The following is a 25014-nucleotide window of genomic DNA, read 5'->3' as shown; positions in this document are numbered from 1 at the left end:
TTCCTCCGGAATTTTCGCAAAATTTTTTTAATTGGGTTAAAAAATTTGGGGAACTATATTACACAAAAAATGTAAAAAATGAATGGTTCTTAAAGTTGGGATAAAAAAATACAAAATAAGAAAGTTTACTTAAAAATTTTCATTTTATTTGCTTAGGGGGGGTATAGGTGACATTAATACAAACATTGATAGCTGGAATATTACTAGGTGGGATATATTCTTTAATTAGTATGGGGTTAAATTTAATTTTAGGTGTTATACGGCTTGTTAATTTTGCCCATGGAGAATTATTAATGATCGCCATGTATATTAGTTTTTTCATATTTAATGCTTTTGGAATGGATCCGTATGCCTCAGCAATATTAGTAATGGCTGCTTTATTTTTAATTGGTGTTATCGTACAAAGAGTTATTTATCAACCAATACTAGATTCACCATCTACAACAAAGATTTTCGCATCATTAGGGTTGTCAATAGCACTTCAAAATCTTGCTTTAATGTTATTTAGTGCAGACCACTTTACTGTTAAAACAAGTTACCAATTGTCTGTCATTGATATTGGTGGGATAGCTATTAGCATACCAAGATTCGTTGCATTTATTGTAGCTATGTTAGTAGCTTTAGTATTATATCTTTTCTTGCAAAATACTTTGACAGGTAAAGCCATTCGTGCGGTTGCAATGCAAAGACAGGCAGCACATTTAATGGGTATAAACGTGAAAAGAATTTATTTGCTAGCATTTGGAATTGGTAGTGGATTAGTTGGGTTAGCAGGAGCCATGTTGATACCAATTTATTCGGTATATCCAACAGTTGGAACAACTTTCGTATTAATTGCTTTCGTAGTTATTGTTCTTGGTGGTATGGGAAGTATGTTTGGAGCGTTTTTTGGCGGGCTTATTATTGGATTAGTAGAGGCTTTGGCTGGTGCGTTTATATCTCCGGGATTAAAAGAAGTAGTATACTTTATTATCTTTATTTTAGTTTTACTGTTACGCCCATCCGGAATTTTTAGCTTGGGTAGAGGCTCAGAGGAGGTTGGATTAAAATAATGCAAATACTAACAACAAGAAATTTTTTGATTCTGCTCTTAATATTAGCTGTGCTATTTCCATTAGCTGTTGATGATAAGTTTATATTAAACATACTAATATTGATCTTAATTTATGCAACAATAGCAACGGCATGGAATATATTAGGTGGTTATGGTGGACAGTTATCACTTGGACATGCTATCTTTTTTGGTTTAGGTGCTTATACATCTGCTATTTTATATTTGGATTTTGGAATAACTCCATGGATTGGGTTGATTGCAGGTGCATTAGTTGCTATTCTTGCAGGTATATTGATTGGTTGGCCAACATTTAGATTAAAGGGAACATATTTTACATTAGCAACGATTGCATTTGCAGAAGTAATACGTCTTGTGGCATTGTTCTGGCGTGACTTAACTCGTGGGGCGGTAGGAATAAATATACGCTTTAATCCAGGTTTAGAAAATATGATTTTTCGTGATTATTCTTATTATTACTATTTTATTTTATTCGTTTTCATAATTACTATAGGGATTGTCATCATTATTGATCGTAATAAACTTGGTTATTATTTGAAAGCTATCCGAGAAGACGAAGATGGTGCAGCAACTTTAGGTATAAACGTTCCAAAATATAAAATGATTGCCATGATTTTTAGTGCCGGATTAACTGGTATAGCAGGAGTATTTTATGCACAATATATGCTGTTTTTTAATCCAACGACCGTATTTAACTTGAATTTTTCCATAGAAATTGCCATGATCGCAATAATTGGAGGAATGGGAACAGTTTTTGGTCCGTTGTTTGGTTCAATTATTGTTGTCCCTCTAAGTGAATTTTTAAGATCCGCTTTTCCGATGCTCAATGGATTAAACTTTTTCATTTATGGTATCGTTCTAATTTTAATTGTTTCATTTATGCCAAATGGATTATTGCCAATTATTAAAAAGTATTTCAAAAAATTTTTTGGAAGTAGGTCCGAAGCAGATATAAGGGGGGATCAGCTTGATACTACAAGTCAATAATGCGGTGAAACAGTTTGGTGGTCTTAGAGCAGTAGATAATGTATCAATGATTGTTCATTCAAAAGAAATAGTTGGGATTATCGGTCCGAATGGGGCGGGAAAAACCACTTTATTTAATTTGATTTCAGGATCTTTACCATTAACATCGGGAACGATTTTATTTGAAGGCCAGGATATTACGAACCTAAAGCCGTATAAAATTTGTAAAAAGGGAATTGGGCGAACATATCAAATTGTAAAACCATTTGGAAATATTACAGTATTAGAAAATGTAATGGTAGGAGCTTTTAATAAAATTAACGATACATCAAAGGTGCGAGAATACAGTTTGGAGGTGTTAAAGAAAGTAGGACTTTATGATAAGAGGCATCAAGTCGGAAAAAGTTTAACTTTAGCTGATAAAAAAAGACTTGAGGTTGCGAAAGCCCTTGCAACCCAGCCTAAATTGTTACTTTTGGATGAGGTAATGGCTGGCCTGAACTCAACTGAAATTAAAGAAATATTACCTGTTATTCAAAAATTACGAGAGGACGGTATAACCATCATATTAATTGAACACATTATGGAAATTGTTATGAATATTTGTGATCGAATCATTGTAGTAAATCATGGTCAAAAACTTGCGGAAGGTACTCCTAAAGAAATTGCAAACAATGAAGAAGTAATAAAAGCGTACCTTGGGGAGGAATTGAGCTTTGCTTAAATTAGAAAAGATAAATGTATTTTATGGTGAATTTCAGGTGCTTTGGGATGTGTCATTTGAAATTAAAGAAGGTGAAATAACTGCAATAGTCGGTGCAAACGCTGCAGGAAAATCTACTACGATTAATACCATATCTGGTCTTGTAAAACCCACTAGTGGATCAATTACCTTTCGAGGCAAAGAAATTCATAAAATGGATCCACATGAAATCGTAGAAGAAGGAATAATTCAAGTACCTGAAGGACGTAAGTTATTCAACTATATGACAGTTCAGGAAAACCTTGAATTGGGTGCATATTCAAAAAGAGCAAAAAATGATGTTAAAAAGAATCTTGAAATGGTTTATGAACTTTTTCCAGATTTAAGGGATAGAAAAAAACAACTAGCAGGTGACATGAGTGGCGGCCAGCAACAAATGTGTGCAATTGGTAGAGGGTTAATGGGAAATCCAAGTTTACTCATCATTGATGAATTATCACTTGGATTGGCTCCTATTCTTGTTCAAAAATTATTATTAACCCTTCAAGAAATTCGTAAAAAGGGAATTACAGTTATACTAGTTGAACAAAATGTAAAACAATCCTTAACTATATCTGACAAAGCATTTGTACTGGAAAATGGGAGGGTTGGATTATCGGGAGACGCAAAGGAATTATTAAATGATCCGTATTTGAAGAAGGCTTATTTGGGAATGTAGAGGTAGTGAGTTTATGATTGCAGCAGTAAAGACGGAGAACGTCCAAGAGGTAATTGTTCAAGAAGTGGAAAAACCTAAATTGTCTCCTGGAGAAGTTTTAATTCAAGTTGATTTCTGTGGCGTTTGTGGCAGTGATTTACACGCCTATAATCATTCGAAAGGTTATGAATTTGTCAGAAAACCAATCATATTAGGTCATGAGTTTTCAGGAACTGTCATTGAAACATGTGAAATTAAAAATCCATCGCTTATTGGCAAGAAAGTTATTGTTGAGTCAATGCATTATTGTGGAGAATGCGAAAACTGTAAAAATAGGAGATTTGCCATTTGCAACAATATTAAAATTATTGGTCTCCACATAAATGGTGGAATGGCTCAATATGTAAAGGTTAATGAAAAATTTGTTCGAGAAATTACTGTAAATCTAAGCAGTAAACATGCTGCATTAACAGAACCGATGTCTATTGCCGTTCATGCGGTGGATGGAATTGCAAAAGTTAAACCAAATGATCGTGTTTTCGTTCAAGGTCCAGGTATTATCGGATTTTTTGTAAGTTTAGTATGCAAAAAAAGAGGGGCAAAAGTCATTTTGTCCGGATTGGAGAGAGATTTTGAAAGCAGATTAAAAAAATGTATTGATTATGGCATTCAACCATTTGTTGCTGGAAAAGACAAGTTAGATGAAAAAGTAGATATATTTTTTGAATGTTCAGGATCAAGTAGTGGAGTAGAGTCTGGATTAAAAATGTTAAAAAAAGGTGGAAGAGGAGTTATAGTTGCTCTTTATGAACATCCAACTTCCATTTTCCTTACACCTTTTGTTAGAAGTGAAGTCCAAATATTAACAAGTTATGGCTCTAACCCACATGAGTATGTTGAATCTATGAAAATATTGGAATATTTTGGTGAAACACTAAATCAATTCATTTCCATCTACTCATTAAATGAAGTAAGGGATGCTTTTCAAAGCGGGTTAAATCAAAGAGTTTTGAAACCAATGATTAATATAAAAAGTTCCTTTGAATGATTAGTAATGAATATTTGCACCAACAATTTGTCAAGTTGATAAACAAAAAATGAAAACGGTTTCTGTTTTCTAATCTTAACAATAATTAAAATAAGGCTGCACAGGAGAATGACCAAATAAAAAATTCATAGAAATGGGGGTGTATTATGTCAGAACAAAAAATAGCCTTTGTTACGGGGGCAGGAGATGGTATTGGGAGAGCAATTGCTATTCGGTTAGCACAAGATGGGTTTAATGTTGCAGTTAATGATATCGCTGAGGAAAAACTCGAACGAGTGAAAAGAGAAATTGAAAGATACGGTGTTCAATCAATGGCATTACCAGGAGATGTAAGCAATCGTGAGCAAGTTTTTGCTATGGTTAAAGATGTTGTGGATAAATTTAGAAGATTAGATGTACTTGTCGCCAATGCAGGTATAACTCAGGTGAAACCTTTGCTAGAAATTACTGAAGAAGATTTATTAAAAATCTTTCAAGTAAATGTGTTTGGTGTTCTTTACTGTATGCAGGCAGCAGTGGAACAGATGAAAAAACAAGGTAAAGGCAAAATTATTAATGCAAGCAGTACGTCTGGGAAAAGGGCGGTTGAGTTTCTCGGCCATTATGCAGCAACTAAATTCTCGGTTGTAGCCTTGACCCAAGCAGGAGCCAAGGAGTTTGCGCCATACGGTATTACCGTCAATGCGTATTGCCCTGGTATTGTTAATACAAATATGTGGGAAGAAATTGATTTAAAAATGGGTGAAATATTAGGAGTTAAGAAAGGTGAAACGTTTCAAAAGAAAGTAGATGGAATTCCTCTTGGCAGGGTAGAAGAACCTGATGATGTGGCAAAATTAGTATCCTTTCTTGCAAGTGATGATTCAGATTACATGACTGGTCAGGCAATTGTAATTGACGGCGGTACTTATTTCTCATAAAAAATTTAGGAGGGATTTTGATGGTAGTAAATGTAAAAGAATTGACTTTATTAAATTTAGATGATGTGAGATTGTTTGTAAATGGTGAATGGATAAAATCGAGTAATAATCAAACTTTTCCTTTAATCAATCCATCAACAGGTAGCCAAATTGCAGAAGTTCCACTAGGCGCTAGAGAAGAAGCGAAAAAAGCAATCCAAGCCGCACAGGATGCATTCCCCAGTTGGGCAAGTTTAACTGCCTATGAACGCGCCGACTATATCCTTAAATTGCGCGATTTGTTATTAGAAAATGAACATGAATTAGCAGTTTTAATGAGTATGGAAATGGGTAAGGCCTATACTGAAGCAGTGGGTGAAGTGAAATATGCAGCTTCATTTTTAACTTGGTATGCTGAAGAAGGGAAGCGTGTTTACGGAGAAATTATTCCTGCTTCTGTACAACATAAAAGGTTATTTGTATTAAAGCAACCCGTTGGGGTAGTTGCTGCAATTACTCCTTGGAACTTTCCGCTAGCTATGATGACTAGAAAATTAGGACCTGCTTTAGCAGCCGGATGTACGGGAGTTGTAAAACCAGCAAGCCAATCTCCACTTTCTGCATTAGCCTTTGGAAAATTAGTTGAAAAAGCGGGATTTCCAAGAGGAGTGGTAAATATTTTACCAGGCAAAACAAATGAAATTTCTGATGAAATCTTTGAAAATCCTATTGTCAGAAAAGTTTCATTTACGGGGTCTACCGCAGTTGGGAAAAAACTGGTTGAAAAATCAGCTTCCCAATTAAAGAAACTGTCACTTGAACTTGGAGGTCATGCACCTTTTATCATATTTGAGGACGCTGACTTGGAATTAGCAGCTGCAGGTGCTGTAGCAAGTAAGTTCCGCAATTCTGGCCAGACATGTGTTTGTGCAAACCGTATTTACGTACATGAAGGGATTAAAGATAAATTTGCAAAAATATTTATTGAAAAAGTTAAACAATTAAAAGTGGGTAACAGTTTAGATGAAACTGTTCATATTGGCCCATTAGTGAATAAAGAGGGCTTAGGCAAAGTAAAAGAACATGTAGAAGATGCGATAAAAAAGGGTGCCCAAGTTTTATGTGGAGGAAACGTAGTAGGAGATGAAGGTTATTTCTATCAGCCAACTGTACTTGCAAATGTAACTGACGATATGCTGATAATGACAGAGGAAACATTTGGACCTGTTGCACCTTTAACCAGCTTCACAGATGTTGAAGAAGTAATTAAAAAAGCAAATGATACTGAATATGGTTTGGCAGCATACTTATATACTCGCGACATTTCACGTGCAATTAAAGTAGGAGAGGCTTTAAATTTTGGAGTAATTGGATTGAATGATGCTCTTCCAGGAACTGCACAAGCACCGTTCGGTGGTATGAAACAAAGTGGTTATGGTCGTGAAGGTGGTCATCAAGGAATAAGAGATTATCTTGAGGAAAAATACATCTCCCTAGGTTTAGATCAATAAGTAACTTAAACAGTCGAACTATTTAAAAAATTGTATACGTTGAAAATAAAAAAGGTTCATAAATAAAATTTTACGATGCAACTACTCAGATATGAAAAAGTGGGGATATTGATGCTCGCATTAATGAAAACAAAACCTGGCGTTGGCAATATTGAACTTCAAAACATTTCTATTCCAGATATTTCTCCAAATGAAGTTCTTATAAAAGTAAAATATTGTGGGATTTGTGGAACAGATTTGCACATTTATCATGATACTTATGATTACAATGCACCTGTCGTTTTAGGTCATGAGTTCTCAGGGGAAATTGTCAAAATCGGATCAGAAGTAGATAACTTTCAAGAAGGTGATAAAGTTACTGTCTTACCTTCAACAGGCTACACTTGCAGGCGATGCGACTATTGTAAAAAAGGATATTATATGTTGTGCCCAAAAAGGAAGAGTCTAGGTAGCGGTTTGAATGGGGGATTTACTCAGTTTGTTTCAGTTCGTGAGGATATGGTTTACAAATTGCCAAATAATGTTTCAATGAAAGAAGCTGCATTAGCAGAACCTCTTGCTTGTACTGTTCAGGCTATTGAAGAACTTGCGACAATTCATATTGGCGATTGGGTATTAGTTTCAGGTCCGGGGCCTATTGGTCTTCTTTGTGTAAGTTTGCTAGTTTCTAAAGGATGTAATGTTATTGTAACTGGGACAACTGCTGATAAAAAAAGATTTTCGATTGCAAAACAATTAGGAGCTCAATATACGATGAATGCAGAGAAAGAATCCTTGCAAGAAATTATAGATTCATTAACAAATGGTAATGGTGTAGATGTAGTTCTGGAGTGCTCAGGAGCAAGGCCTGCTATTAAAGCAGGTCTCCAAGCACTAAAAAAACAGGGAAAATATATTCAAGTAGGTATCTTTGAGAATCAAATAGAACTGGATATGAACATCATAACTTATAAACAATTACAAGTTTTTGGTTCATATGCCCATTCCATTAAATCATGGGAAAAAGTTCAACGTTTACTTTCGCATAAACAATTAAATCTAGCCCCGATTATTACAAATATCATGCCATTAAGTGCATGGGAGCGTGCATTTGCCCTATGCGAATCAAAATCATGTGGAAAAATTTTACTTTATTACGATGGTTCCATTTAATTTAGAGGCATAAGGGGGAGATAAAATGAAAAATTCAATGATTGAGAAATTGGGTCTACAAAAAGATCAGTTATTAAATATGCTTTACCAAATGATTTTGATTCGTAAATTTGAAGAAACTTTAGAAAAGTTATACATGTTAGGAAAAATTCATGGAACAATGCACCTTTGTATTGGCCAGGAACCAACTGCTGTAGGAGCATGTGCAGCGTTAACAAAAGAAGATAAAATCACCAGTACCCACCGTGGCCATGGACATAGTATTGCAAAAGGATCAGATATTAAGAAAATGATGGCTGAATTATTGGGAAAAGCAACGGGTTATTGTAAAGGTAAAGGCGGATCCATGCACATTGCTGATTTAGAAATAGGTAATTTAGGTGCAAACGGTATTGTTGGAGGAGGACACGCCATAGCTTGTGGCGCAGCGTTTACTTCTAAACGTAAAAATCTTGGGTATGTAACCGTATGCTTTTTTGGAGACGGAGCAAGTAATGAAGGAAGTTTCCATGAATCGTTGAATTTGGCATCTATTTGGAAATTACCAGTCATATTCTTATGTGAAAATAATCTATATGGAATGTCAGCACCTATTAAAGAAATGATGAATATTGAAAATATTGCAGATCGCGCGTCTTCATATGGAATTCCAGGTGTTGTTGTTGATGGTACAGATGTTTTGGCTGTTATGGATGTTACGAAAAAAGCGGTTCAACGCGCAAGGGATGGTGAAGGTCCAACTTTAATTGAAGCAAAAACATATCGCTGGAGAGGTCATTCAAGAAGTGATGCACGGAAATATCGTACTAGAGAAGAAGAAAAATATTGGGTTCAAAATAAAGATGGTATCAAATTATTTAAGGAAAGATTGTTGAATTTTGGAATTGTTACAGAAGAAGAAATTAAGGCAATCGAAGATCGAGTAAACAAAGAAATCGAAGAAGCTGTTCAATTTGCTGAGAATAGTCCAGAACCTTCTTTAGAAAGTTTAGAACAAGATGTATATGCTTAAAACAAAATATGAATCGGAGGGAGAGTAGATGCGTCAAATTACATATGCAGAAGCAATACGTGAGTCAATGACTCAAGAAATTCGCAAAAATGAAGATGTATTTATTATGGGTGAAGATATCGGAATTTATGGTGGTGCATTTGGCGTAACAAATGGAATGATTGAAGAACTTGGTTCGGAAAAGGTAATCATCACTCCAATTTCTGAAGCAGCAATTACCGGTTTAGTCGTTGGGGCCGCCATGACTGGAATGCGGCCGATTTTGGAATTGCAATTTTCTGATTTTATTACCATTGCCATGGATCAAATTGTCAATCAAGCGGCAAAAATTCGCTACATGTTTGGCGGAAAAGGAAAAGTACCTGTTGTTATTCGCACTCCAGGTGGATCTGGAGCAGGATTCGCTGCACAACATTCCCAAAGTCTTGAAGCTTGGACGGCTCATATTCCTGGATTGAAAGTCGTTCAACCTTCTACACCATATGATGCAAAAGGATTATTGAAGGCAGCTATTGATGATGATAATCCAGTAATTTTTTATGAACATAAGTTGTTATATGGGGTAAAGGGAAATGTACCAGAAGAACAATATTCGATTCCATTGGGTAAAGCAGATATTAAACGGGAAGGGACTGATGTAACTGTAGTGGCCACTTCATTAATGGTACATCGTGCACTGGAAGCTGCAGACATATTAGAAAAAGAGGGGATTAGCGTTGAAGTAATTGATCCGCGTACTTTAGTACCTTTAGATAAAGAAACAATTATTGAATCGGTGAAAAAAACAAATAGAGCAGTTGTCGTATATGAAGCGGTAAAACGTGGGGGATATGGTGCAGAAATTGCAAGTGTCATTAATGAAAGTGAAGCATTTGATTATTTAGATTCTCCTGTCATTCGACTTGGTGGAAAAGAGATACCAATACCTTATAATCCGACTCTCGAAAAACATGCTGTACCACAAGTGGGCGATATAGTTGAGGCAATTAAATCTACATTTGTGCCTGCGATATAATTAGGAGGTTTAAAAGAATGGTTAGTGAAGTTTTAATGCCCAAATTGGGAGCTACAATGAGTAAAGGAACCATTATTGCTTGGATGAAAAATGAAGGAGATCGGGTTGAAGAAGGAGAACCACTTTTAGAAATTATGTCAGATAAAATAAGCATAGAAGTAGAATCACCCGCAACAGGAATTCTTTTGAAAAAGCTATATTCAAATGACGATGAAGTTCCGGTTTTGGCAACAATCGCTTATATTGGTGATTCCCATGATGAAATTCCTAAGGCAACTCCCATTGTCAATGACAAGCAACCTAACGAAACAGGCATAAAACTCGAAGAAAAGTCTGAAAATAAAAAAGAGTTCAATAATTATTCTAAGGGGATTAGAAGAACTCCTTTGGCGAGAAAATTAGCAAAAGAATATAATATTGATTTAAAAAATATAAAAGGTTCGGGGCCAAATAACCGTATTCATAAATATGATATTGAAATTTTTCTCAAAAATAATAAAAAAATTACGCCATTAGCAAAAAAAATTTCCTTAAAAAATGCTATTCATATAGGAGAGATTAAGGGAACAGGTATAAATCATAAGATTACCAAAAATGATGTGAGCTCTAATATTGAAACAGAAAGTCAAACGGTTCCTTACAAAGGTTTAAGAAAAGCTGTCGGAGAAAGAATGGCAAAAAGTTGGAAAGAAATCCCTCATGTTACATTGAATACAGATATTATTATGACGAATGCAATAAAATTACGTGAACAGTTATTGCCCATCATCGAAAAACAAACGAACTTACGTTTATCTTATTCCGAAATTATAATAAAGGCAGTTGCTTATACTTTAAAACAACATCCAATGTTGAATGCATCCTTGCATGACGATGAAATCAAAATATATTCTACTATTAATATAGGATTTGCCGTATCAGTTCCTAATGGACTATATGTACCAGTAATTGAAAATGCTGATCAAAAAGGTTTAGCTCAATTGACAGAAGAGGCAAAGTATTTAACACAGCTAGTTAGAAACAATAAAATAACTCCTGACAAAATCGCAGGAGGCACTTTTACAGTAAGTAATTTGGGAATGTATGCAGTAAATTCATTCGCTCCTATTATTAACCCTGGTCAAACAGCTATTTTGGGAATTGGAAAAATAGAAGAAAAGCTAATGAAAGTGGGAGATTCAATCGAAGCAGTCCCTTATATGTCGGTTAGTTTATCATTTGATCATCGTGTTGTTGATGGTGCTCCTGCTGCGGAATTTTTAACTGATTTAAAAAGAATTATCGAAAATCCATTTGAACTTTTAGTATGAGGTGTTTGGATTGAATACTTATGATGTTGTAGTATTGGGCGGTGGACCTGGAGGATATGTAGCTGCTGAACATGCGGCAAAATTAGGTAATTCGGTTGCAATTATTGAATATAAGCATTTAGGAGGAACCTGCCTTAATACGGGTTGTATTCCATCAAAGGCATTATTAAGAAGCGCTGAGGTATTATCGTTAATTAACAAAGCACAATCATTTGGAATTAAAGTGGGAGAAGTAAATGTTTCATTTGAAAAAATCATGGACCGCAAATCGAAAGTCGTTAAAACATTACAGCAAGGTGTTAAATCGTTATTAACAAAAGCTAATGTTAAAATATATGAAGGGTTTGGCACTGTTTTGCCAAATCAAACGATTTTAATAAATGATGAAAATGGGATTGAATCCATATATTACAAAAAATTAATACTAGCTACTGGTTCAATACCTTTTATCCCACCAATTAATGGTATCGATGATGTTCATTTTCACACTACAGATACCATTTTTAATCTTAAGGACTTACCAAACTCAATTACCATTATAGGAGGCGGATTTATTGGTGTCGAGTTTGCGTGTATGTTTTCAAATCTAGGAGTAGAAGTTTATCTTGTCGAAATTGCTGAAAGAATATTAGTAAATGAAGATGAAGATGCAGCACAAGTTTTGTTTAAGACATTAACCAAAAAGAAAAATGTTCATATTTACACATCTACAATCATAGAAAAGGTTAATGAAGAACATAATAATATAGTTATAAATATTAAGGATCGTCATGGAAACAAAAATCGGATTATTTCATCAGAATTACTGATTGCATCAGGAAGAAAGCCTAGTTTAAAAGGTTTAGAAAAACTGAAAATAAAAAGGAATGGTCCATTTATTCAAGTAAATCCCTATATGGAAACGAATATTCCAAATATTTATGCAATAGGTGATATAATCGGTGGATATCAATTAGCTCATGTAGCTAGTGCAGAAGGAATTGTTGCTGCTAAAAATGCATCAGGTTTTGAAATAAAAATAGACTATAGAGCTGTGCCAAAATGCATATATTCATTTCCGGAAATTGCTAGTGTCGGTCTGAGTGAAAAAGAGGCTAGAGAAAAAGGATACGATATAAAAATTGAGATGATAAATATTAGTACTCTTGGAAAGGCACATTTATTGGAAGAAAAAGAGGGATTCATTAAGTTAATTGCAGATAAGCAATTTGGGGAAATTTTGGGCGTTGTAATGGTTGGACCACATGTAACTGAAATGATATCCGAAGCAACTGCACTCATTTCACTTGAAGCAACTGTTCAAGAATTAGAAAGCATTATTCATCCCCATCCAACTATTTCAGAAGGGATATCAGAAGTTGTAAAATCTATTTTGAATAGCAGCAATAAAAATTTGATATAATTATTGTGATGTTGAGTTTTTTAGACATTGGAGTAGGAGAAGAATGTAAATGACTAAAAGTAAAAACAGTTCCCAGATTATTGTCAAAGACGTTATTGCAAAGATTCAAAGTGGCGAATACCCCCTCCATTCAAAAATTCCTTCTGAAAAGAAATTAGCTGAGTTGTTTAATGTAGGACGTTCCACGGTTCGCGAAGCCCTTAGTGTCCTTAAGTCGCTTAATATAGTTACCTCAAAACAAGGTGGGGGTCATTATATTATTGAAAATAATGTATCCTTTCTTTTAAATAGTATGGATATTGAGACAGAAGAGTACCAGGAAATCAAAAATTTATTTGAAGTAAGATATATACTAGAAACTGAAGCTGCTGCAATTGCAGCTGAAAGAAGAACGGAACAAGATTTAGAGAGTTTGCAAGAAATTCTTGCCCGATTTAAAAAAGTACTTGAATCGGATGATGGCATCGGGAAAACAGAAGATTTTGAATTTCATAGGACGATGATACAAGCTACTCATAACTCATGTTTGATTCAATTGATGAATCAACTTTCAGAAATGTATCAGAAAGCTCTAGGAATAACCTTAAAACAAAATTTGGGTTTTCCGAGTAAACGGCAAAAAGTTTTTAAGGAACATTATGCAATTTACGAGGCTATAAGAGATGGACATTCAGAGCTGGCAAAAGTTTACTGTAAAATACATTTAGATAATGTATTGGTAAAACTAAACTACATGTACAATATAAAGGGTATAATTTGCCGGGAATCCTCTTAATAATGCTCTTTGAACTAAGAGAAGCAAGTTGAATCAGTTGTTTTTCAAGAAGTTTCATAATAACTATATTAAAAAAGATAGCTATTAACAAATGTCTTTGATTATTGTCCAAAGAAAAACAAACGAGGCTGTTTCAAGTGGTTATAAAAAATGACCTTTATGAGGCAGTCTCTTGTTATTTATCCAAGTTTAACGATTGATCGCAGCTAGCAAAAATTAACGAATTTAATCATTTGTTCATGTTTGTTTTTCCTTGTCCTATATGAACCTCCCTCTATAAATATTGATATATCAACGGTTTGCCGCATTTACGGGGTGTCAAAAAAATATTTTTCGACAAACTCTTTTCACATGTTTTTGAAGATTTGAGATTATCTAACAAACTGTGGGTACGCTTCGCGGACACTACTGGATATATATGGTTCGTAGTTTTTGGATTCTATTCCGACGCACGTTGGATCTCTGCGAACCTCCTGTTATTTCTAATTCTTTAAACCAAATATCTCCATTTTTTGAAGTGCAGCCGTAAGTATAATGCATTCGTCCTCCTACAACAGAAGCATCGTGATAAGACCGGTCAAAAGGACGCCTTACCGGGCGGAAGTAGGACATGAGTGTTCCCTTAAACGAAATAATTTCTGAATGTTTATATTTTAGAAAAGTAAACTAAAAATGATAAATCGTTGATGTAGATAATATCGAGTGGTGTCTATAGATGTTAGGTAGAAAACATCTGTAAATTCCCATTCATAATCGGCAACAACTCTTAATAATATAATATTAGACCAATCAGCATCAAGATAAATAACATCAAACCGCTGATCAAAAAGGGGGTGTGATCAAATTTCATCAGTTCGGATAACGGTGTCATCTCATTAACTTCTTTTTTGGTTAATTCCTTTCCATTCGATACAAAAGTTCTTCTGAAGCCCAAAACGATTCGGTCAAAAAAGCCTCCTTTTACTGTTGTGGCAAATAAAAAAATGCATAACAATAGAAGGGTCGCATAAAACGAAGTGTTAATAAAGGACAGCAAACTAAGCTTCTTATAAAAAATGAACGAAAATAAGAACGTAAGCGACAGCGATACAATAAAATATAGAAACGATTTTTTAAATAACAAAAAAACCACTCATTTCTAGAGAAAAATCCCCTATTTTTTAACATGGAATCTAAATTAGATGAACGTATCTTGTCTTGTAGTATACAAAACTGAATTTTTAAAAATCAACTACTATTTCTATTTTTTTGCTGTTTTAAAATTGCAGAAACTTGAATTTTCTCTCAAAAATTTTTTAAAAAAAGATTTTTTCGCATGTATGACACAATATGAAAAAGAAAAATTTCTAAATATAGACTAAAAGTCTGATACGAAAGCCAACTATAGAAAGATAAAACTATTTTAAAATATTATTATGAAAATACATTTTATTTTCAACGATTACACTAAATATTGTATTCTGCGTGATCAGATATTATTTGAATATTTCTATTTTTAGTATAAAAAGAAAGCGCTTTCTATTAAAAGTGTGTTTTTAAAATAGGTAATTAGAACTGTTTTTTTTTCGTTTAGCATGTTGTTTGTTCTATCTTAATGGCTGTTAAGAATTTTTTTGTGTAATATTTTTTTACAAAAACAAATGTATAGGCTGTTTAAGCATGTATAATAGGGATTGTAAATAATTTGTAAAAAAACAAGGGGTGAAATTATTGAAAAAAACAAATTTTGCTTTATTTTTTGTTTTCGCAATTTGTTTTAGCCTGTTGCTATCAGGCTGTTATGGCGGAGGGCAGCAGAGCTCCGGCGATTCCGGCAGTCAAAAAGAGGGTGGAGAGTCTGATTCACCGCAAATTATTAAAGCGTTGGAATCAGCCGCGATTCCTTCAATGGACAGTGTTATGGCAGAGGACACTGTCAGCTTTACCACATTGAATAACGTGATGGAAGGTTTGTACCGAATAAATCAAAATCAAGAGGTAGTGCCAGCAATGGCTGAAGGCGAACCTGAAATCAGCCAAGATGGAACTGTCTACACGTTTAAAATTCGCAAAGATGCGAAATGGTCCAACGGCGATCCTGTCACTGCCCATGATTTCGTTTATGCGTGGCAGCGTGCCATTGATCCTAAAAGTGCGTCGGAATACGGCCCATACATGATGATTGGAAAAATTAAAGGGGCTGCCGAAATCACAGAAGCTGCCGCACAAAAGAAAGAATATGATCTTAATTCATTAGGCATTAAAGCTTTAGATGATCACACATTGGAAGTAACATTGGAAAGACCGATTCCATATTTCTTGTCATTAGTAGCATTTCCGACGTTCTATCCGCAAAATAAAAAGTTTGTAGAAGAACAGGGGGAAAACTACGCCAAAACCTCTGAAAACTTAGTGTTTAACGGACCATTTGTTTTAAATGGATGGGATGGGAGCACGGATTCTTCTTGGCAGTATGTGAAAAATGAGAGTTATTGGGATGCCAGAACCGTTAAATTAGATAAAGTTGAATGGAATGTACTAAAAGACTCGCAATCAGCCGCAAACGCATTTGAAGCTGGAGAAGCGGATATTACCCCTAAACTTTCATCTGACATTGTTCCTCAATATGAAGGAGATTCCAACCTTGTGACATGGTTAGAGCCGACTATTTTCTGGCTGAAAATGAACCAGAAGCATGAAGCTCTGGCAAATGTGAATATTCGTAAAGCGATTGCGCAAGCCATTAACAAAGAAGATTTTGTCAACACCGTTTTAAATAACGGTTCCGTTGTCGCCAATTATGCTGTTCCGAAAGAGTTCGTAAAAAATCCGGAAACAGGGAAGGACTTCAGGGAAATCAACGGGGATGAATTATTGCCTTATAATGTCGAAGAGGCGAAAAAAGCTTGGGAAAAAGGTTTGCAAGAGCTTGGCACAGATACGGTTGAAGTAAGATACTTAACGGACGATACCGAAGCTGCCAAAAAATCTGCGGAATTTATTAAAAACCAATTGGAAAACAATCTTCCAGGAATAAAGGTTGCTGTGGAAGCAGTGCCGTTCAGTGTAAGAATCGACAGGGAAAACAAAATGGATTATGATATTCAAATGGCCGGATGGGGGCCGGATTACCTTGATCCAATGACTTTCTCCGACCTTTGGTTAACGGGCGGGGGAAACAACAAAATGAATTACTCAAATTCGAAATATGATGATTTAGTGAAAAAAGCGCAAATTGAATTGGCCAATACCCCAGTAGAATATTATGAGGCGCTGGCTGAAGCGGAAAAAGTGCTGCTTGAAGAGGATGCTGCAATAGTTCCGATTTACCAGCGTGCATCGAACCTGTTAGTCAGTGAAAAAGTTGAAGGGTTTACTTACAATTTAGTCGGCCCTGAGTACAGTTATAAATGGGCATCCGTTAAGTAAAACAGAAGAGAGTATATTCATGCAATATACTCTCTTTTTCCCGTCCTTTTAAACATATAATATCTTTTTCGTTCCATATTCATGCAATAAACGTTTTCCCTTCGCAACTAATAATAGAGCAAAAGTATTTCTACTGGGAGGTGCTGTTATATGGTTAAGTATATTGGCAAGAGGATCGTATATATGATGATTACTTTGTTTTTAATTGTCACGTTCACTTTTTTTCTCATGAAATTGATTCCCGGCACTCCATTTACCAATGCCAGTAAATTGTCAGAAACACAGCTTGCCATTATGAAAGAAAAATACGGTCTGAACGAACCAGTGCCGATTCAATATATGAATTATCTACTAAACATTTTAAAAGGCGATTTAGGAGTATCCTTTCAATTTAACAATGTCGAAGTTACGAATATTTTAATGGATAGCCTTGGCCCTTCCATGGTTCTAGGGTTTCAAGCTATTGTAGTTGGCACTGTATTTGGTGTTGTTTTAGGTGTTATATCGTCTTTGCGGCGAAATACATGGGTGGATTATAGTGCAACTTTTGTTGCGGTGATTGGAAAATCGATCCCATCATTCGTTTTTGCCGGATTATTGCAATATTTTGTCGGCTTAAAGTTAGGCTGGTTTCCCGTTGCCTTTTGGAAGGGGCCGGAGTACAGCGTCTTGCCGACAATTGCTTTGGCCATGTTTCCGCTTGCAACGGCTTCCCGATTTGTCAGAACGGAGATGATTGAGGTGCTTGAATCCGATTATATTACATTGGCCAAGGCAAAAGGAGCAAGCTGGTTTGAAATTTCTTTTAAACACGCTCTTCGAAATGCATTAATTCCAGTTGCCACAATATTAGGGCCGCTAACAGTAAATTTAATGACAGGGTCGCTTGTAGTTGAACAAATTTTTGGGATTCCGGGTATTGGAGAACAATTTGTTAAGTCCATCATGGTGAATGATTACCCGGTTATTATGGGAACGACCATTTTATACTCTGTCTTTTTTGTTGTCGTCATTTTAATAGTTGATCTTTTATATGTCATCATTGATCCGCGTATCCGCTTAGCTGGAGGGAGAGGTTAAATGTCGCAAACGAAAATGTCCAAAAACATGTTTGAACTAATTGAGTTAAATTTGGCCAAAAGTGAAGAAATCGCAAAACCAAGCTTAACATTTTGGCAAGATGCGTGGCGGCGTTTTAAGAAAAATAAAGCTGCGGTTGTGAGCTTAGTGATTATTGGTTTATTAACGATGATGTCTCTCATCGGGCCGCATTTAAGCGGATACGGTTATGATGAACAAATCTCTCAACATGCTAATTTGCCTCCAAGGATTTCAATGTTGGAAAATATCAGCTGGCTCCCATTTGATGGGGAATTAGAAAAGAAAAACGGCGATGTTTACAATGCTTACGAACAAAAAAATGTTGATGTTTATTATTGGTTTGGCACCGATTCATTAGGACGGGACCTTTTTACCCGAGTGTGGAAAGGCGCTCAAGTGTCGCTGTATATTGCCTTGCTGGCGGCTTTGATTGACATGGTGATCGGAGTGGCATATGGAATGATTTCAGGCTATTTCGGCGGCAAAGTTGATAATATCATGCAACGAATCACAGAAGTTCTCATATCAATCCCGAATTTAGTTGTTGTCATATTAATGATTCTTATGTTAAAGCCGGGGATTTTATCCATTACCATTGCACTTACGATTACTGGCTGGGTGAATATGGCGAGAGTCGTCAGGGCCCAAGTTTTAAAATTGAAAAATCAAGAGTATGTTTTAGCAGCGAAAACTTTAGGAGCAAGCAACAAAAAAATTATGGTCAAACATCTTCTTCCGAACTTAACGGGCGTGATTATCATCAACACAATGTTTACGATCCCGAACGCTATATTTTTTGAAGCATTTTTAAGCTTCATCGGTTTAGGCTTGCAGCCGCCTTTGGCATCTTTGGGAACGCTGATTGATGATGGCTATAAAGTGCTCCAATTATACCCTTATCAAATGCTGATACCTGCCGTAATGATCAGCTTAATTATGATTTGTTTTAACATGGTGGCAGACGGCCTCCGCGACGCATTCGATCCCAAAATGCGAGATTAATGGAAAAGCAGGTGAGGAATGATGGAAAAGGTGCTTGAAGTGAAAGATTTACACATATCCTTTCACACTCTTGCCGGTGAAGTGCAAGCCATTCGCGGCGTTAGCTTTGCTCTTCATAAAGGGGAAACATTGGCGATTGTTGGTGAATCGGGATCTGGAAAATCGGTAACATCAAAGTCGATTATGCGATTGCTGCCAGAGGCAAATGCTATCATAAAAAAAGGAAACATTCTTTTTGATGGAAAAGATTTGATAAAGCTTTCGGAAAAACAAATGCAAAAAATCCGGGGAAAAGACATTGCCATGATTTTTCAAGATCCAATGACTTCTTTAAATCCGACAATGAAGGTTGGCAAACAAATCATGGAACCGATTTTAAAACATCAAAAAATCAGTAAAGCAGAGGCAAAAAAACGGGCAATTGACTTGCTAAAGATGGTCGGAATCACAAATGCGGAAATCAGATTTAATCAATATCCACATCAATTTTCAGGCGGGATGCGGCAAAGGGTCGTCATTGCCATTGCCTTAGCATGCAAGCCGAAAATATTGATAGCAGATGAACCGACTACAGCATTAGATGTAACGATTCAGGCGCAGATTTTAGACCTAATGAAAGAGTTGCAAAAGAAAATGGACACATCGATTATTTTTATTACCCATGACCTCGGTGTTGTTGCAAATGTCGCTGATCGGGTTGCAGTCATGTATGCCGGGAAAATTGTGGAGATCGGAACGGTTGATGAAGTGTTTTATAATCCGCAGCATCCGTATACATGGGGATTAATCAGTTCCATGCCAAGTCTTGATGCGGAGGATCAAGAATTATATGCAATACCCGGAACACCTCCGGACTTGCTCCATCCGCCGAAAGGAGATGCCTTTGCTCCTCGTAATCAGTATGCAATGAAAATTGACCTTGAACAAGAACCGCCTATGTTTAAAGTTTCCGACACACATTTCGCCGCAACATGGCTTTTGCATCCGGATGCACCAAAAGTGGAGCCTCCGGAAGCGGTCAAAAGACGCCAATTTCAATTCTCTCATGAAGGAGGCAGAATCATTGGCTGAGAAGGAAAAGCTTGTTGAGGTTAAAAATTTAAAGCTATATTTTAATAAAGGGAAGCCAAATGAAGTTAAGGCTGTCGACAATGTATCGTTTGATATATATAGAGGTGAGACGTTAGGACTAGTAGGTGAATCAGGAAGCGGAAAATCGACCATTGGACGTACGATCATCCGCTTGTATCAAGCAACAGAAGGACAAGTTTTTTTCAAAGGCGTGAACGTCCATGGGAAAAAACCGCCAGCGGAATTAAAAAAGCTAAACCGCAAAATGCAAATGATTTTCCAAGACCCTTATGCTTCATTAAACCCGCGGATGACGGTTGCAGACATTATTGCGGAAGGAATCGATATCCACGGTTTAGCCGAAAACAAAAAAGATCGCTTGGAAAAAGTGTATAAACTGCTTGCAATGGTAGGGTTGAGCCAAGAACATGCGAATCGCTACCCACATGAATTTTCCGGCGGCCAACGTCAGCGGATTGGGATTGCGCGGGCATTAGCTGTGAAACCAGAATTTATCATTGCAGACGAACCCATTTCAGCCCTTGACGTTTCAATACAAGCGCAAGTTGTCAACTTAATGAAGAAGCTTCAACGCGAGCAAAAAATCACCTATTTATTCATCGCACACGATTTATCAATGGTGAAATATATCAGTGATCGAATTGCCGTCATGTATTTCGGGAAAATTGTTGAGCTTGCAGAAAGTAATGAACTTTATCGGAATCCAATTCATCCGTACACAAAAGCACTGCTTTCGGCGATTCCGCTGCCTGATCCGGCTGCGGAACGAGCCAGAAAGCGTATCGCTTATGATCCTTCACAACATCTATATAAACCAGGAGAAGAATACAAATTACGCGAAATAAAGAAAGGCCATTGGGTCATGTGCTCGGAAGAAGAATTCGCACTATATCAAAACCAATTGTGTTAAACGATAAGAAAACAAAACAGTTGGTAAAATCTGTTATGTCAAATGGCGAATCCGCCGCATGTCCGGCGGGATCGCTTTTTTATGACCACTTTTTGACGATCTTTTCATAACTCCTCTAAATGATTTATATTTATTTGAAGTTCAAAATGAACAAAAACGAAAGCAACACAGTCAGATCCAATTCTGATCGGAAACAATATATCCATTTAAAAAGTATATCTATTGTTCTTTTATTATGCGATGAATTTCTTTTATGTCAGCTCCGAGTTCAATGGAGCGTGCGGAAAGTTCCTCAATTACACGTTGTTGACGGGCAACAAATTCTTCCAAATTTTCATAACTTTTAGGAATAGCGGTTATTTTGCGTTCGATTCCGTCTATTTTATGTTCTAAGCGCACTTGTCCTTCATTCAGTTTAGCCATTTCAGCTTCAAGGCGAACTTGCCCTTCATTTAAGCTGGACACCTCAGTTTCGAGCCGATTTTGCCCTTCATTCAGTTTGACAACTTCAGCTTCAAGGCGAACTTGCCCCACATTTAAGCTGGACACCTCAGTTTCAAATCGAGTATTCAGGTCATTTATCCTATTTTCTATACGGATTTGTCCGCTTTTTATTTGGTTCAGTTCCAATAAAATGGTATTTAAAACGTCTTCCATGCGCCGATCCTCCCAAAAACCGAAACTATGGCGAATTTGAAAAGAGACAAAAAATAAATGGAATTCATACATTTTTTATGCAGATGTTTCAAATTTCTACATAAAAAACTGCTAGTGGGATGCAATAAATCAAAAAAGTGCCGGGATTGTTTATTGAAAAAGGATGTGCAGAAATGAAAGTGCGGGGTTTCTTGTAGCTGTTTTAACAGTAAAGCATTTCTTCAAAAAAGGATATGAAAATGCTGAAAAAATGTTGAGATTCATTTAGAGGCGAGCAATTGTGCTTCATTAGTAATCTGATAATTATTATAGAAAATATGTTCGTATTTTTCAAGCTTAATTCTTACAAAGAGTCAGTCAAGACTTTGTGGGAACTTTTTTGGTTCGATGAAAACTGGTGTAAGTCATAGGTTGGCGAACCATTTTTTGAATTTCATCCGTAAGCGCTTTCGGACTCTCATCCCTTGTCATGACAATGAATTGTATACATTTTTTTACCATCCCTTGTGTTCAGACAGGGCATGATAGATCGGTGTCCCGGACGATTGTTGTAAATATGGCACGTTATTCCGCGTTACCTCCGGAAGAAGACGGCGGACATGTTGTTTCGACTTGTTCACGATCGTCTGTTTGGTGGATGCCGTCGACGTCGTTTCCTCCGCCGGCTGCGACGATTCTTCTCCCCAACGACGTCCGAAAAGACGAATCCTATCCATCCGGGCGATCATCGCCTTGAAAAACGCCCCGAGTCCCTTGTCTGTCCAACTATGGCGGTATTTCACCCGATACGCCAGCTGGCTCATCACGCTTTCGGCGCGTCCCATCGGATACATGCCCGTGGGGTCGACTCCTTGCTCCTTCAGCCATTCCCGGTAATCGCAGATTAGACAAGGGCTGATTGACTGCAATCCATCAAACGCTAAAAAAGAGTCTAGGAGAAACGTATAACGGTTTTGTTCCCGGTCCAAATAGTAGTTCCGCTCAAAGGTGACTTCGCCAAACAGGGTTTGAATCGTGGTGCGCCGTTTGTTTTTCAAGTGGTACCGGCGCTTGTCCCGGGTTTCCGCCAATTGTCGGTCGATGTCCTCTAACAAAGCCGTAAACAGCTCGGCGAAGGCGTTTTGCAAGGCTCGAAACAAATCAAGTTCGATCTCATTCCATGTCAACGAATTTGTGGTAAGATGTTGTTGAATCTTCATGGACTCTCTCCTCCTGTTTGGGTGTTTTGGTCAATCATTATCATAACAGGGAGAGAGTCCTCTTTCATGTTTTTGGCTTCGGATCCTACCGCGCTTCGCTTGGCGGCCCCGATGAGGGGAATTGCGAACCTATGTTCCTAATCCCGTCATCGGGGAACTTCTAAGAATTTCTCCCACAAACATTTTACTCACACTCTTACAAAATATTTTGCTTCACGATGTTTAAAAACAAGTTTAAAAAGGAGAAAGTGATGACTGTTATAATTTTGAAAGGAAAGAACAGGTGGATTACGCCCCCTTTTTATTTCAGATGATCTTCCAAAAACTTTTTCAGCACAACGGCCTGATTATGCATTGTATCTTTTTTCCCGTATAGCAAAGTTATTTTTTCCTTTTTGCCCAGCTCAAGCATTTTTGCGATATCGGGTGCAAGATCGGGATTTTGCAGTTCTATTAAATAGGCTTCCTGAAATTTTGCAAATTTCTCGGGATCGTGTCCAAACCATTTCCGTAATTCGTTTGAAGGAGCAAGATTCTTCATCCAATAATCAATTTTCGCTTTTTCCTTCGAAATCCCCCTCGGCCATAATCGGTCAACAAGAACTCTAATGCCATCATCTTCATTATATGGTTCATAAACTCTTTTGATTGTAAACATGTAATCACCTCTTACTTAAATTATAACTGTAATTGTTTTATATTTGATATGGAGACTTTCATTATTTTTAGACAAAATTTAAGTTTTGATAATAGGTGTTCTTGTGTGCATTCAATGGTTGTTCTTTTAGGAAAATTGCATGCGGAGTCAAGGTTAATGGAGAGCAATCACACCATTAATGGTTGAAATTAGTTTATCAATTTTATCATCAAAAGGAGGAAGAAGCCGTTCGCTCAGGCTGTTTTTTCGACAAATCCTGCCTTCATCTATCAACCGTTCAACAACAAGAGCCAATAGCGGTCGGACAAATGCTAAGATTCTATACATAAGTTTATTGTAGGAAAAAAAGTTCTAGGAAAACTTAGATTAAGAGTGGATTAGTCCAAAATTCGGTGGTTAACCTGATAACTTTTGGTTTTGACGCATTTTTTTACCATCATCAAGAATTTTTTGAACTTTTTTAGTATAAGATAAATTTGATATTATAGTTGACGTATATACAAAAAGTAAATATAATAAAAAATGTCACTGCCGAATTAAAATGATTCCGTAGCTCAGCAGGGAGAGCGCCACCTTGACAGGGTGGAGGTCGCTGGTTCGAGCCCAGTCGGAATCATCGATATTGATATAACAAGGGTTCGCTTAACATTCATAATAATTAAAAAAGAAAATGTTGTAGCGAGAATTGCTACAAAAAGCAAAACCACTTCACAAAAAAGTGAGGTGGTTTTTTTGTTGTTTAAATTTGCTCTATAGCTTTTTTCATCAAACGCTGGTCTCTTTTTAGGCTCACCCAATACCCTTTTTTTGAAAAGTGATATGGATTTTGGAAGCACCATAGTGTTGTTTGCTTTCTGTATGAATTTCTATGATTTTGTCGGTTCATTCCTTGTTTTCCCGGTTACGATTCGACTCAACATGTTGAAGCGATGGATAGTACGTACTTCTAGGTATGTCTAGCAACTTTACAAAGCGTTTTAATGGAATACTGGTCTTTATGTTGATCAATCACAGAAATGAGTTCGTCTTGACTTACTTTTTCGCGAATATGGCCATAGCTTTTTTAAAATGTCGTTTTCCTCCTGAAGACGACGAATTTATTTTTGCAGCTTGACAACATCATCTGAATGACAGATGTTCCATCTTCCAAATCGATGGGGGAATATTGCTTAATCCATCTGTAGATCATCAGATACGCCATATTCGCTGCATAAATCTTTCACAGAGCTGCCAGTGTTGTAAAGATCAACAACCATTTTTAGAAGTCTTCATTAAATTTTTTTCTAGTACCATGGTTCCCCATAAGGACACATTCTTTCATTTTTTATTATGGTCAGTTACATGAGATCGGATTAACCCCCGAGTTTTGGACATAGTTACTCTTAGTCTATCTTTTTCTTAAAATAGCTCTCTTTTTCTTGATTA

Annotated in this window: 22 protein-coding genes and 1 tRNA gene; 19 read left to right on the top strand and 4 right to left on the bottom strand. The window is 36.5% G+C overall.

Translation table 11 applies throughout. From position 1 onward, the window contains the following. The first annotated feature begins 167 nt into the window (after positions 1–167). From AC0KTX_RS04180 to AC0KTX_RS04120, 13 genes are all read left to right on the top strand, one after another. Positions 168–1052 carry a branched-chain amino acid ABC transporter permease gene (locus tag AC0KTX_RS04180; RefSeq protein ID WP_474250985.1) on the top strand — a complete coding sequence of 295 codons (885 nt, stop codon included), beginning with the start codon at positions 168–170 and terminating at the stop codon, positions 1050–1052. Next, positions 1052–2059, top strand: a complete 1008-nt coding sequence (locus AC0KTX_RS04175; protein WP_474250984.1) for a branched-chain amino acid ABC transporter permease — start codon at positions 1052–1054, stop codon at positions 2057–2059. The genes AC0KTX_RS04180 and AC0KTX_RS04175 overlap by 1 nt, the downstream gene beginning before the upstream one ends. Continuing rightward, the gene (locus tag AC0KTX_RS04170) at positions 2040–2762 is read left to right on the top strand and encodes an ABC transporter ATP-binding protein (protein ID WP_474250983.1); all 723 of its coding nucleotides are present in this window, start codon (positions 2040–2042) and stop codon (positions 2760–2762) included. Before AC0KTX_RS04175 ends, AC0KTX_RS04170 begins: the two co-directional genes overlap by 20 nt. Then, a complete protein-coding gene (locus tag AC0KTX_RS04165; protein ID WP_474250982.1) occupies positions 2755–3459 on the top strand; it encodes an ABC transporter ATP-binding protein in 705 nt (234 codons plus the stop codon). The genes AC0KTX_RS04170 and AC0KTX_RS04165 overlap by 8 nt, the downstream gene beginning before the upstream one ends. Positions 3460–3472: 13 nt before the next feature. Beyond that, a complete protein-coding gene (locus AC0KTX_RS04160) occupies positions 3473–4486 on the top strand; it encodes a zinc-dependent alcohol dehydrogenase (RefSeq protein ID WP_474250981.1) in 1014 nt (337 codons plus the stop codon). A 146-nt stretch (positions 4487–4632) separates the two neighbouring features. Next, positions 4633–5406, top strand: coding sequence for an acetoin reductase (locus AC0KTX_RS04155; RefSeq protein ID WP_474250980.1), 774 nt, complete (start codon positions 4633–4635; stop codon positions 5404–5406). A gap of 20 nt (positions 5407–5426) precedes the next feature. Then, entirely contained in the window at positions 5427–6896 is a 1470-nt protein-coding gene (locus AC0KTX_RS04150) for an NAD-dependent succinate-semialdehyde dehydrogenase (protein ID WP_474250979.1), read from the top strand. Between the two features lie 111 nt (positions 6897–7007). After that, positions 7008–8048 carry a zinc-dependent alcohol dehydrogenase gene (locus AC0KTX_RS04145; RefSeq protein WP_474250978.1) on the top strand — a complete coding sequence of 347 codons (1041 nt, stop codon included), beginning with the start codon at positions 7008–7010 and terminating at the stop codon, positions 8046–8048. Positions 8049–8073: 25 nt separating this feature from the next. Continuing rightward, positions 8074–9060, top strand: coding sequence for a thiamine pyrophosphate-dependent dehydrogenase E1 component subunit alpha (locus AC0KTX_RS04140; RefSeq protein ID WP_474250977.1), 987 nt, complete (start codon positions 8074–8076; stop codon positions 9058–9060). Between the two features lie 28 nt (positions 9061–9088). Then, on the top strand, positions 9089–10075 hold the full coding sequence (locus AC0KTX_RS04135; RefSeq protein ID WP_474250976.1) for an alpha-ketoacid dehydrogenase subunit beta: 987 nt from the start codon (positions 9089–9091) through the stop codon (positions 10073–10075). A gap of 17 nt (positions 10076–10092) precedes the next feature. Next, the gene (locus AC0KTX_RS04130) at positions 10093–11385 is read left to right on the top strand and encodes a dihydrolipoamide acetyltransferase family protein (protein WP_474250975.1); all 1293 of its coding nucleotides are present in this window, start codon (positions 10093–10095) and stop codon (positions 11383–11385) included. 10 nt (positions 11386–11395) lie between these two features. Then, a complete protein-coding gene (lpdA, locus tag AC0KTX_RS04125; protein WP_474250974.1) occupies positions 11396–12787 on the top strand; it encodes a dihydrolipoyl dehydrogenase in 1392 nt (463 codons plus the stop codon). A 49-nt stretch (positions 12788–12836) separates the two neighbouring features. Next, entirely contained in the window at positions 12837–13562 is a 726-nt protein-coding gene (locus tag AC0KTX_RS04120; RefSeq protein WP_474250973.1) for a FadR/GntR family transcriptional regulator, read from the top strand. A 766-nt stretch (positions 13563–14328) separates the two neighbouring features. Here AC0KTX_RS04120 and AC0KTX_RS04115 read toward each other — a convergent pair. Beyond that, entirely contained in the window at positions 14329–14694 is a 366-nt protein-coding gene (locus AC0KTX_RS04115) for a DUF3899 domain-containing protein (RefSeq protein ID WP_474250972.1), read from the bottom strand. 578 nt (positions 14695–15272) lie between these two features. Here AC0KTX_RS04115 and AC0KTX_RS04110 point away from each other — a divergent pair. The 5 genes from AC0KTX_RS04110 (at position 15273) to AC0KTX_RS04090 (ending at position 21075) form a co-directional block, all read left to right on the top strand. Continuing rightward, positions 15273–16970, top strand: coding sequence for a peptide ABC transporter substrate-binding protein (locus AC0KTX_RS04110; protein WP_474250971.1), 1698 nt, complete (start codon positions 15273–15275; stop codon positions 16968–16970). Between the two features lie 150 nt (positions 16971–17120). Continuing rightward, a complete protein-coding gene (gene opp3b / locus AC0KTX_RS04105) occupies positions 17121–18050 on the top strand; it encodes an oligopeptide ABC transporter permease (RefSeq protein ID WP_474250970.1) in 930 nt (309 codons plus the stop codon). Continuing rightward, a complete protein-coding gene (opp3C, locus tag AC0KTX_RS04100) occupies positions 18051–19073 on the top strand; it encodes an oligopeptide ABC transporter permease (RefSeq protein ID WP_474250969.1) in 1023 nt (340 codons plus the stop codon). A gap of 21 nt (positions 19074–19094) precedes the next feature. Beyond that, a complete protein-coding gene (locus AC0KTX_RS04095) occupies positions 19095–20144 on the top strand; it encodes an ABC transporter ATP-binding protein (RefSeq protein WP_474250968.1) in 1050 nt (349 codons plus the stop codon). After that, entirely contained in the window at positions 20119–21075 is a 957-nt protein-coding gene (locus AC0KTX_RS04090) for an ABC transporter ATP-binding protein (protein ID WP_474250967.1), read from the top strand. The genes AC0KTX_RS04095 and AC0KTX_RS04090 overlap by 26 nt, the downstream gene beginning before the upstream one ends. Before the next feature lie 219 nt (positions 21076–21294). Here the strand turns inward: AC0KTX_RS04090 and AC0KTX_RS04085 are convergent, their stop codons facing one another. The 3 genes from AC0KTX_RS04085 to AC0KTX_RS04075 form a co-directional block, all read right to left on the bottom strand. After that, on the bottom strand, positions 21295–21732 hold the full coding sequence (locus tag AC0KTX_RS04085) for a hypothetical protein (RefSeq protein WP_474250966.1): 438 nt from the start codon (positions 21730–21732) through the stop codon (positions 21295–21297). A 494-nt stretch (positions 21733–22226) separates the two neighbouring features. Next, a complete protein-coding gene (locus AC0KTX_RS04080; RefSeq protein ID WP_474250965.1) occupies positions 22227–22931 on the bottom strand; it encodes a UPF0236 family transposase-like protein in 705 nt (234 codons plus the stop codon). A gap of 301 nt (positions 22932–23232) precedes the next feature. Further along, positions 23233–23589 (bottom strand): DUF488 domain-containing protein, encoded by a 357-nt coding sequence (locus tag AC0KTX_RS04075; protein WP_474250964.1) that lies wholly within the window; start codon positions 23587–23589, stop codon positions 23233–23235. A gap of 543 nt (positions 23590–24132) precedes the next feature. Between AC0KTX_RS04075 and AC0KTX_RS04070 the strand changes: the two genes are divergently transcribed. Next, a tRNA-Val gene (locus AC0KTX_RS04070) sits at positions 24133–24205 on the top strand. Positions 24206–25014 lie beyond the last annotated feature (809 nt).

The sequence above is a fragment of the Aeribacillus sp. JST-2 genome, assembly GCF_056032925.1.
This window is presented reverse-complemented; position numbering and strand designations above follow the sequence as displayed.